This is a genomic window from Lysobacter sp. N42 (assembly GCF_004344885.1).
Map to the genome: position 1 here is coordinate 1 of NZ_SKFB01000070.1, position 9,494 is coordinate 9,494.

At 74.0% G+C, this 9,494-nt stretch carries 7 protein-coding genes; 4 read left to right on the forward strand and 3 right to left on the reverse strand.

From position 1 onward, the window contains the following. Nucleotides 1-125: 125 nt before the first annotated feature. A complete protein-coding gene (gene bioC / locus EYQ95_RS25195; protein WP_132331799.1) occupies nucleotides 126-1,043 on the forward strand; it encodes a malonyl-ACP O-methyltransferase BioC in 918 nt (305 codons plus the stop codon). Continuing rightward, the gene (locus tag EYQ95_RS25200) at nucleotides 1,040-1,993 is read left to right on the forward strand and encodes a multidrug resistance efflux transporter family protein (RefSeq protein WP_243700075.1); all 954 of its coding nucleotides are present in this window, start codon (nucleotides 1,040-1,042) and stop codon (nucleotides 1,991-1,993) included. Before bioC ends, EYQ95_RS25200 begins: the two co-directional genes overlap by 4 nt. On the opposite strand, the gene EYQ95_RS25205 is transcribed toward EYQ95_RS25200, so the two are convergent. The 3 genes from EYQ95_RS25205 to EYQ95_RS25220 all read right to left on the reverse strand — a co-directional run bounded on the left by EYQ95_RS25205 (nucleotide 1,953) and on the right by EYQ95_RS25220 (nucleotide 6,165). Continuing rightward, entirely contained in the window at nucleotides 1,953-4,040 is a 2,088-nt protein-coding gene (locus tag EYQ95_RS25205) for a cytochrome b/b6 domain-containing protein (RefSeq protein WP_207916671.1), read from the reverse strand. The two genes, EYQ95_RS25200 and EYQ95_RS25205, sit on opposite strands and share 41 nt — an antisense overlap. Nucleotides 4,041-4,116: 76 nt before the next feature. Beyond that, nucleotides 4,117-5,103 (reverse strand): pyridoxal-phosphate dependent enzyme, encoded by a 987-nt coding sequence (locus EYQ95_RS25215; RefSeq protein ID WP_132331801.1) that lies wholly within the window; start codon nucleotides 5,101-5,103, stop codon nucleotides 4,117-4,119. Between the two features lie 141 nt (nucleotides 5,104-5,244). Continuing rightward, nucleotides 5,245-6,165 carry a DMT family transporter gene (locus EYQ95_RS25220; RefSeq protein WP_165924860.1) on the reverse strand — a complete coding sequence of 307 codons (921 nt, stop codon included), beginning with the start codon at nucleotides 6,163-6,165 and terminating at the stop codon, nucleotides 5,245-5,247. A gap of 163 nt (nucleotides 6,166-6,328) precedes the next feature. Between EYQ95_RS25220 and EYQ95_RS25225 the strand changes: the two genes are divergently transcribed. Both EYQ95_RS25225 and mnmG read left to right on the forward strand, forming a co-directional pair. Further along, complete coding sequence (locus tag EYQ95_RS25225) at nucleotides 6,329-6,850, forward strand: hypothetical protein (protein ID WP_132331803.1); 522 nt, start codon at nucleotides 6,329-6,331, stop codon at nucleotides 6,848-6,850. Nucleotides 6,851-7,461: 611 nt separating this feature from the next. Next, nucleotides 7,462-9,351, forward strand: a complete 1,890-nt coding sequence (gene mnmG, locus EYQ95_RS25230) for a tRNA uridine-5-carboxymethylaminomethyl(34) synthesis enzyme MnmG (RefSeq protein WP_132331805.1) — start codon at nucleotides 7,462-7,464, stop codon at nucleotides 9,349-9,351. The last annotated feature ends 143 nt before the right edge of the window (nucleotides 9,352-9,494 follow it).

Here is a 9,494-nt window from a genome sequence, read left to right on the forward strand (position 1 = left end):
GGGACCGGTCGCGCCGCCGGCGGCCGCGTGGCCGATGCCGCGGCCACGTGCGCCCCGCGAGCGCGGCCCGCGCCCCACCACGTCGATCGCCAGGGCTTGGCGCCGCGGCGCGCGGTGGTGATCCGGTGAGCGGGCTGTTCGACCACCGCCAGGTCGGCCGCGCCTTCTCGCGCGCGGCCACGCATTACGACGAGGCCGCCGCGCTGCAGCGCGAGGTCGGCGAGCGCCTGGCCGAGTCGCTGGGCTACTACGAGGACAAGGCGCTCGGCGCACGTACGCCGCAGGTGGTGCTCGACGTGGGCTGCGGCACCGGCCACGGCACCGCGCTGCTGCAGGCGCGCTGGCCGAAGGCGCGGGTGGTCGGGCTGGACCTCGCGCCCGGCATGGCGCAGGAGGCGCGGCGCCGCCTCGGCACGCGCCGCGGCCTGCTCGACTTCGCCCGCCGCCCGGCCATCGTCTGCGCCGACGCCGCGGCCCTGCCGCTGCGCGAGGGCAGCGTGGACGTGCTGTTCTCCAACCTCTGCCTGCAGTGGATCGACGACCTGCCCGCGGTGTTCGCCGGCTTCCGCCGCGTGCTCAAGCCCGACGGCCTGCTGCTCGTGTCGACCTTCGGCGCGCAGACGCTGGTGGAGCTGCGCGAGGCCTTCGCGCAGGCCGACGAGGCGCCGCACGTCAGCCCCTTCATCGACATCGCCGGCTTCGGCGATGCGCTGGTCGCCGCCGGCTTCCGCGATCCGGTGCTGGAGCGCGACGTCTTCCGCGAGAGCCATCCCGACCTGGCCTCGGTGATGCGCGGCCTGCGCCTGCTGGGCGCGACCAACGCGGCCAGCACGCGCCGCCGCGCGCTCACCGGGCGCGCGCGCTTCGCGCGGGCGAGCGCGGCCTACGAGGCCATGCGCGGCGCCGACGGCCGGCTGCCGGTGACCTGGGAAGTGATCTACGCCCAGGCCTGGGGCCCGGCGCCCGGCGCGCCGATCCGCATGGGCGGCGTCGACGAGGTGCGCGTGCCGGTCTCGCAGATCCCGATCCGGCGGCGGCCGTGAGCGCGTCGCGCACGGCGCTGGCGGCGGTGGCGATCGCGTTGCTGTCGGCGCTGTTCTTCACGTCCACCTACGTGCTCAACCGCGCCGCCGCGGTGGACGGCGCGCACTGGGCCTGGACGGCGTCGCTGCGCTACCTGATCACCCTGCCGCTGATGCTGCCGCTGATGCGGGGCGGCCGCCTGGTGCCGGTGCTGGCGGCGATGCGTGCGCACCCGGGCGCGTGGCTGCTCTGGAGCGGCATCGGCTTCGTGCTGTTCTACCTCTGCCTGAGCGCGGCGGCGGCCAGCGGGCCATCGTGGCTGGTGGCCGGCTCGTTCCAGCTCACCGTGGTGGCCGGCATGCTGGCCTCGCCCTTCCTCTACCGCGACGCGCGCGCGCGCATTCCGCGCGCGGCGCTGGCGGTGGGGCTGGTGGTGCTCGCGGGCGTGCTGCTGATGCAGGTCGGGCATGCCGAGGGCCGGCTCGACGCCGCGGGCTGGTGGGCGCTGGCGCTGGTGGCGGTAGCGGCCTTCGCCTATCCGGTGGGCAACCGCGGCCTGCTGCTGCACCTGGAGCGGGCCGGCATCGAGCTCGACGCCACCCAGCGCGTGTTCGGCCTGACGCTGGCCAGCCTGCCGGCCTGGCTGGCGGTCGCGGCCTTCGCGTATGGGCGGGCGGGCCTGCCCACGCCGGCGCAGGTGGGGCTGGCTGCCGGGGTCGCGCTGGGCGCGGGCGTGATCGCCACCGTGCTGTTCTTCCGGGCCACCGGGCTGGTGCGCCGCGACCCGGTCGCGCTGGCCGCGGCCGAGGCCATGCAGGCCGCGGAGATCCTGTTCGCCACGCTGCTGGGCGTGCTGTGGCTGGGCGAGGCCTGGCCGCAGGGCATCGCCGCGGTGGGCGCGGGCGTGGTGATCGCGGGGATCGTCGCCTTCAGCTGGGTGGCGGCGCGCGCGGCGCGGGCGCCGGCGTGACCGGCGCGATGCGGAACAGCACGCGCCCCTGGTAGGGCGCGCCCAGCGGCGTCACCGCATAGCCCAGCGCCTCGATGCGCGCGCGCACCCGCGGCCATTCGGCCTGCTTGGTGATCCACAGCGTGTCCGGCTCGTGCTCGGCCAGCTCGCTGGCCACGCTCTCGTCCCAGTCGGGGTTGAAGCGCGCCTGCGGCTCGGGGTCGAGCGCGATCTTCTCGATCTGCACGCCGCGCCCCAGGTGCAGGTGCAGGCCGTAGCGCGCCATGTCCTCGACGAAGATCACCTCGCTCACCGGGCCCTGCGCACGCGCACGGATCTCGCGCGCCCAGTCGGCGGCGTTCTTGTGCGTGGGCCAGGCCGCGCTGGCGAGCTTGAGCGCCAGCAGCAGCGCCGCCCAGGCCGCGAACCACGGCCAGCGCGGCAGCGCGCGGCCCTCCCGCGCGTACTGCAGCGCCGCCAGCAGCGCCAGCGGGGAGAACAGGGGCAGCACGTACAGCGGCAGCCGCGAGCGCGAGAGGCAGAACACCAGCAGCGGCAGCAGCAACCACAGCGCCAGCAGCAGTTCGGCGCGGTCGGCGCTGCGCGCATCGGCGTCGCGCCACCACCTGCGCGCCCGCGCCGGCAGCGCGCGCGCCCAGCGCAGCAGCGCGGCGGTCCAGGGCAGCGTGCCGATCAGCAGCGTGGGCGCGTAGATCGCCAGCCAGCCGTACCACTCGCCGTGGCGGTTGAACTCGTTGCTGGCGATGCGCCCCACCACTTCGTCGCCGAGGAAGTACTGCAGCAGCCCCGGATTGCCGCGGATCACCGCCACGTACCAGGGCAGGGCGACCAGCACGAACAGCAACAGCCCGCCCCAGTCGAGCAGGCGGTGGCGCCGGCGCTGCGGCATGGCCAGGTCGAAGGCGACGATGGGCAGCAGGGGCAGCAGCCCGGGCGGGCCCTTGGTGAGGAAGGCCAGCCCCAGCGCCAGCCACATGAGCGCGATCCACGCCGCCGGGCGGCGCGCGTCGCCGAAGCGCGCCTCTACGAAGGCCGCCATCGCCAGCGTCGACCAGGCCGCGAGCAGGTAGTCGGTGGTGATCAGCTGCGCGGCGCCGAAGGGCAGCAGCATCGTGGCGTACATCGCGGCGGCATGCGCCTGCGCGCCGGGCGCCAGGCGCCGCGCCACGCGCCAGGCGAGCAGCACGCAGAGCAGGTAGGACAGCGCCGCCGGCAGGCGCGCGGCGAATGGGGTCTCGCCGAAGGCGGCCACGCTGGCGGCGATGGCCCAGTAGGTCAGCGGCGGCTTGGTCCAGTGGCCGACCTCGTGCGAGCGGCGCGGATTGAGCCAGTCGCCGCTGTCGAGCATGTTGAGCGCGACGTTGGTGTAGCGCCCCTCGTCCGGGTCCCAGATGCCGCGGCTGCCGAGGAAGGCCAGCGCGAGCACCAGCGCGAGCAGGGCGATGCCTGCCACGGGGCGCGACAGGCGCAGGGCGGGGCGCTGCATGGAGGGCGGGGACTCGCGCGCGGTCAGAGCATGCGGGCGCAGGGTGTCGTCGCGCCGCACCAGGTGGTGGTAGAGCGCGGCCAGCACGTGCAGGCCGATCAGCCAGTAGCCGGCCTCGCCGAGGCTGCCGTGCAGGTCCTCGAGGCGGTGCGCCAGCGCCTCGTCCGGTGCGATCAGCGAAGGCAGCGCGATCTGCGTGAACGGCAGCAGCAGCGTCTTGTCGTCGGCCCAGGCGGTCGCCAGGCCCAGCACGGGCATCGCCAGCATGAAGGCATACAGCGCGACGTGCAGCAGGCGCGCCGGCCACGCCTGCCAGGCCGGCAGCGCGGGGGTGATCGGCGGGAGCGCGCCGCGCCGGCGCAGCACGATGCGCCAGGCCAGCAGCGCGAGGATCAGCAGCCCCGTCCAGAAGTGCGACTGCATCATCAGCGCGCGCGCCGGTGTACCGCGATCGAACAGCCCGCGCTGCTCGATGAAGACGTAGACCAGCAGCATGAGCACGGCGGTCAGCCAGTGCAGGCGGCGCAGGCCGGCCGGGTAGCGGGCGGTGGGCTTGGACATGACGGGTTCCCCTCGCCCGGCGCGGGCGCAGCGGTGGACGATAACGCGGGTGCGGGCGCGCGGTTGACCGGCGCGGTCAGCGCGCGCCCATCAGCGCGTCGACGTCGAGGTTGCCGCCGGAGAGAATGATGCCGACGCGGCGCCCGGCGAAGCGCTCGCGCGAATTGAGCACCACCGCCAGCGGCACCGCGGCGGAGGGCTCCACGACCACCTTCAGGCGCTCCCAGACCAGCCGCATCGCGGCGAGGATCTCCGCCTCCGAGGCCAGCCCGATGCCCGCGCAGTGCGCCTGCAGGATCGGGAAGGTGAGCGTGCCCAGCTGCGCGCGCAGGCCGTCGCAGACCGTGTCGGGGACCATGTCGGTGACGCGCTCGCCGCGCGCGAGCGAGGCATGCGCGTCGGCGGCCTGTGCGGGCTCGGCGCCCCAGGCCTCGATCGTCGGGTCGATGCCGTGCGCGGCGAGCGCCGTACCGCTCATCAGCCCGCCGCCGGACACCGGCGCCATCACCACGTCCAGGCGCCCCGCCTCGTGCAGCAGCTCCAGCGTGGCCGTGCCCTGGCCGGCGATCACGCGGGCGTCGTTGTAGGGATGCACCAGCTCGCCGCCGGTCTCCTCCAGCACCGCGCGGCTGGCGGCGTCGCGCGCGGCGAGCGTGGGCTCGCACTGGATGATGCGCGCGCCGAAGGCGGCGATGGCGGCCAGCTTCACCTTCGGCGTGTTGGCCGGCACCACCACGTGCGCGGGGATGCCGCGCTCGCGGCAGGCCAGCGCGATCGCCGCGCCGTGGTTGCCGGAAGATTGCGTGACCACGCCGCGCGCGGCCGTGGCCTCGTCCAGCCCGAACACCGCATTGGCCGCGCCGCGGAACTTGAACGCGCCCACGCGCTGCAGGTTCTCGGCCTTGAAGTGCAGCTCGCAGCCGGCCAGCGCGTCCAGCGAGCGCGAGCGCAGCACCGGGGTGACGTGCGCATGCGGCGCGATGCGCGCGGCGGCGGCGAGGATGTCATCGAAAGTCGGGAAGCCGTGATTCGTGATCGGTGATTCGTGGTTCGTTGAGCGCATCGACAGACACCGGGCGCAGGGCGGGGTGAAGCGTACGCCAACTCATCCAGCCGCCCGCGCTTTGCGCGCCGCTGCGGCCCCGCGAACCGCTTTTTGCGAATCACAGGACACCAATCCCGAATCCCGAATCCCGACCCCCAGTCACCGCTTCCCCAGCAGGCTCACGCTCGCCGACCCCGCCACCACCAGCAGCGCCCCGATCCAGCCGGCCAGCGCGATGGGCTCGGGCGCGAGCGACGCCGGCCACAGCGCATGCACCGCCGCTACTGCGGCCAGGCACAGCAGCGGCGTGGTGGCCAGCACCGCCGACACGCGCGAGGCCTCCCAGTGCGCCAGCGCCTCGGCGAAGGCGCCATAGGCCACCACCGTGTTGAGCGCGCAGAAGGCCAGCAGCGCCCATTGCGCGGCATCGAGCCTGCCCAGTGCCGCCGGCGTGGCGAACGGCCACAGCGCGAGCGCGGCCACCGCGTAGATGAAGACGAGGATGCGCATCGAGCCCAGCTTCACCAGCAGCTGCTTCTGTGCCAGCGCGTACACGGCCCAGACCACCGCGGCCAGCACGACGAGCAGCGAGCCCTGCACGTAGCCCGGCGCGTCCACCGCCGCGCGCAGCTGGTCGGAGAAGAACAGGCCCATGCCCCCGGCCAGCAACGCCAGGCCCAGCCATTGCGCTGCGCGGAAGCGTTCGCCGAACACCCAGATGCCGCCCAGCGCCATCAGCAGCGGCGCCAGCTGGATGATCAGCTGCGCATTGCCGGGCGTGGTCCGTTGCACGCCCAGCAGGTAGAAGACGTAGTTGCCCACCAGCATCGCCGCGGCCACCGCCATCAGCATCCAGCCGCGCCGCCCGAGCGCGCCATAGCCGCCCAGCTGCCCGCGCAGGGCCAGCCAGGCGCCGGTGAGCAGCGCGGCGACGAGGAAGCGGAACCAGGTCAGCGTGATCGGGTCGAGCACCGCCAGCGTGAGCTTGAGCGCGACCGGCAGCGTCGCCCAGCAGGCGGCGGTGAGCGCGCTGAGGGCGAAGCCGAGCGAGGCGCGCCCGGAGGCCTGGTGCAGGGCCATGGGAAGTCCGGCGTGGGGGCGCGCGATGCTGGCAGCCCACCCGCGCGCCCGCAACCGCGGCGCGGCTGAACAGGTCAGGCTGTCGATGCGGTCACACCGGAAAAGTTAAGGGGTAGTTCAATCCGCTGCATCGAAAGTGCAGCGACCGCATCGGGGGATCGCCATGTTCCGCAAGCTCGTGCTTCCGCTCGCCGCCACGGCCCTGCTGGCCGGCTGCGTCACCACCGCGCCCTACGGCTACCGCGACGGCCGGGGCGACTACTACTACGGCCGCCCCTCGGTCGAGTACCGCCACCATGGCGTCTACCCGGGCGGCTATCCGTACTACGGGCCGTACCGGCCGGGCTTCTACGGCTCGTTCCGCTATGGCTGGCCGTATGGCTATTACGGCCATCCGTACTCGGGCTACCCGTACTACGGCCGGCCGTACTACCGCCCGATCTACCGTCCGCGCCCGCAGGAGCCGGACACCCGTCCGGATGGCGGAGCCTGGCGCAACTTCGACGAGCTGCGCCGTCGCCGCGACGGGGGCGAGAGTGCGATGCCGACCCCGCGTCCCGCGACGCCGGTCGCGCCCCGCGAGCCGCGCATGCGCGATGGCGACGGCGAGCGTGGCTCGCGCATGGGCGAGATGATCCGCCGCGCGCGCGAGGGCGGGCGCCCGAGCGATACGCAGGATGAGTGACGGGCCGCACACGCCGGTGCTTGAATCGCGTGCGCGCGCCCCGCAAGCTAGCGCCTGACCGATCGCGTCGCATTGCGACGTGATCGGCGCGTCGTCGTCACTGTCGGCCCCCGGCGGGACTCTCGGATCCCCCCTGTTCCGCCCCCCGCCGGGGGCCGGCGCCCGCGCCGCGGCAAAGCCCGGATAAAGAAAGAGGGCCGGACGTCCCCCGACATCCGGCCCTCCGTGCTTCCCCGCGGGCGCTATGGCCAGCCCCTGTTCCAATACCGGCCGACGCATCGCGCCTGCCCCGCTGGGTGCACTGGACCAGGTTGCAGAATGCGTGCCAGTGGCCGATCCGGGCGCCGGCGCGGGGCAAACCCGGCACGGCGTCACGTTTGCCCGCTGAACGCGGTGCCGCCGGGGGTGACGCGGTGCGGCCAACCCCGGCGCGATGCGGCACCGGCTGACGCGGCGGGAATGCGCGGCCGCTTCCGGCGGGCCCGACGCTGGCCGGGCCCTCCACCGCCTCCACCCGATCGCGCGCGGAACGATCCGCGGCCAGAATGGCGCCCGCTGCCGCGTGGCCCGCAGATCGCGGCGACGCACGGCCGCCGAGCATGGAGTACCCGATGAGCAACGACTTCTACCGCTTCGACGTGATCGTGGTGGGCGGCGGCCACGCCGGCACCGAGGCCGCGCTGGCGTCCGCACGCGTCGGCGCGCGCACGCTGCTGCTGACGCACTCGATCGAAACCGTCGGCGCGATGAGCTGCAACCCGGCCATCGGCGGCATCGGCAAGGGGCATCTGGTGCGCGAGATCGACGCGCTCGGCGGCGTGATGGCGCGCGCGGCCGACGCCGCCGGCATCCAGTGGCGGCGCCTCAATGCGAGCAAGGGCCCGGCCGTGCGCGCCACGCGCTGCCAGGCCGACCGCGCGCTGTACCGGGCCTTCATCCGCCGCGCGGTCGAATCCCAGCCCGGCCTCACCGTTTTCCAGGCCGCGGTCGACGACATCGACTTCGAGGCCGGACGCGTGCGCTCGGTGCTCACCCAGACCGGCCTGCGTTTCCACGCGCCCGCCGTCGTGCTCACCGCAGGCACGTTCCTGGCCGGCAAGGTGCACGTGGGCCCGACGACGTATGCCGCCGGCCGTGCGGGCGATCCGCCCGCGGTCGCGCTGGCGCAGCGCCTGCGCGAGGGCCCGTTCGTGGTCGACCGCCTCAAGACCGGCACGCCGCCGCGCATCGACGGCCGCACGCTCGACTATTCGATGATGGAGGAGCAGCCCGGCGACGATCCGCGCCCGGTGTTCTCCTTCATGGGCTCGCGCGGGGACCATCCCGCGCAGGTCTCCTGCTGGATCACCCACACCACCGCGCGCACGCACGACATCATCCGCGGCGCGCTCGATCGGAGCCCGCTCTACACCGGCCAGATCGAAGGCATCGGCCCGCGCTACTGCCCGTCCATCGAGGACAAGGTGGTGCGCTTCGGCGACAAGGCCAGCCACCAGATCTTCGTCGAGCCCGAGGGGCTGGACGTGGTCGAGATCTATCCCAACGGCATCTCCACCTCGCTGCCCTTCGACGTGCAGCTCGAACTGGTGCGCAGCATCCGCGGCTTCGAGCGCGCGCACATCACCCGTGCCGGCTACGCGATCGAATACGACTTCTTCGATCCGCGCGGCCTGAAGACCACGCTGGAGACCAAGTCCGTCGAAGGCCTGTTCTTCGCCGGCCAGATCAACGGCACCACCGGCTACGAGGAGGCCGCCGCGCAGGGCCTGCTCGCGGGCGTCAACGCCGCGCGCTTCGTGCAGGGCCGCGACGGCTGGAGCCCGCGGCGCGACGAGGCCTACCTGGGCGTGCTGGTGGACGACCTCACCACCCAGGGCACGTCCGAGCCCTACCGCATGTTCACCTCGCGCGCCGAATACCGCCTGCAACTGCGCGAGGACAATGCCGATGCGCGGCTCACGCCGGTGGGGCGCGAGCTGGGCCTGGTGGACGACGCGCGCTGGCAGCGCTTTGCGGCCAAGCGCGAGGCGGTGGAGCGCGAGAGCGCACGCCTGCGCGCGCTGTGGGCCGCGCCGAACAATGCCCTCGGCCGCGAGATCGCCGGCACGCTCGGCGTGGAGGTCAGCCGTGAAACCAACGCGCTCGACCTGCTCAAGCGGCCCGAACTCGACTATGCGCGGCTCACCTCGGTGCCCACGCTCGGCCCCGCCGTGGCGGATGTCGACGTGGCCGAACAGGTCGAGATCGGCGTGAAGTACGCCGGCTACCTCGACCGCCAGCGCGAGGAGATCGAACGCGCCCGCCGCAACGAGGACACGCCCATCCCCCCCGGCTTCGACTACACGCAGGTGCGCGGCCTCTCGGCGGAAGTCCTGCAGAAACTCGAACGCGTCCGCCCGGAGACCGTCGGCCAGGCCCAGCGCATCCCCGGCATGACGCCCGCGGCGGTGTCGCTGCTGCTGGTGCATATCGCGCGGTTGCGGCGGGAGCGGGTGGCGTAGCAGGGGCGTGGGCGGGCGCCCGTCGCGCCGGGCGCGCGTGCAGCCGAAGGCCGCCGGCCGCGGGGGGGCGAACGTCGGTGTAGTGCACGTCGACGCCCCACTCGCGTCGCCATGCGGCGACGTCGAGCGAGGGGGATACACCC

What these genes read in the sequence shown, in the direction of transcription:
- EYQ95_RS25205 (WP_207916671.1), bottom strand. Translation starts at nt 4,040, where the DNA reads ATGTCCAAGCCCACCGCCCGCTACCCGGCCGGCCTGCGCCGCCTGCAC.
- EYQ95_RS25215 (WP_132331801.1), bottom strand. Translation starts at nt 5,103, where the DNA reads ATGCGCTCAACGAACCACGAATCACCGATCACGAATCACGGCTTCCCG.
- EYQ95_RS25220 (WP_165924860.1), bottom strand. Translation starts at nt 6,165, where the DNA reads ATGGCCCTGCACCAGGCCTCCGGGCGCGCCTCGCTCGGCTTCGCCCTC.
- EYQ95_RS25225 (WP_132331803.1), top strand. Translation starts at nt 6,329, where the DNA reads ATGTTCCGCAAGCTCGTGCTTCCGCTCGCCGCCACGGCCCTGCTGGCC.
- mnmG (WP_132331805.1), top strand. Translation starts at nt 7,462, where the DNA reads ATGAGCAACGACTTCTACCGCTTCGACGTGATCGTGGTGGGCGGCGGC.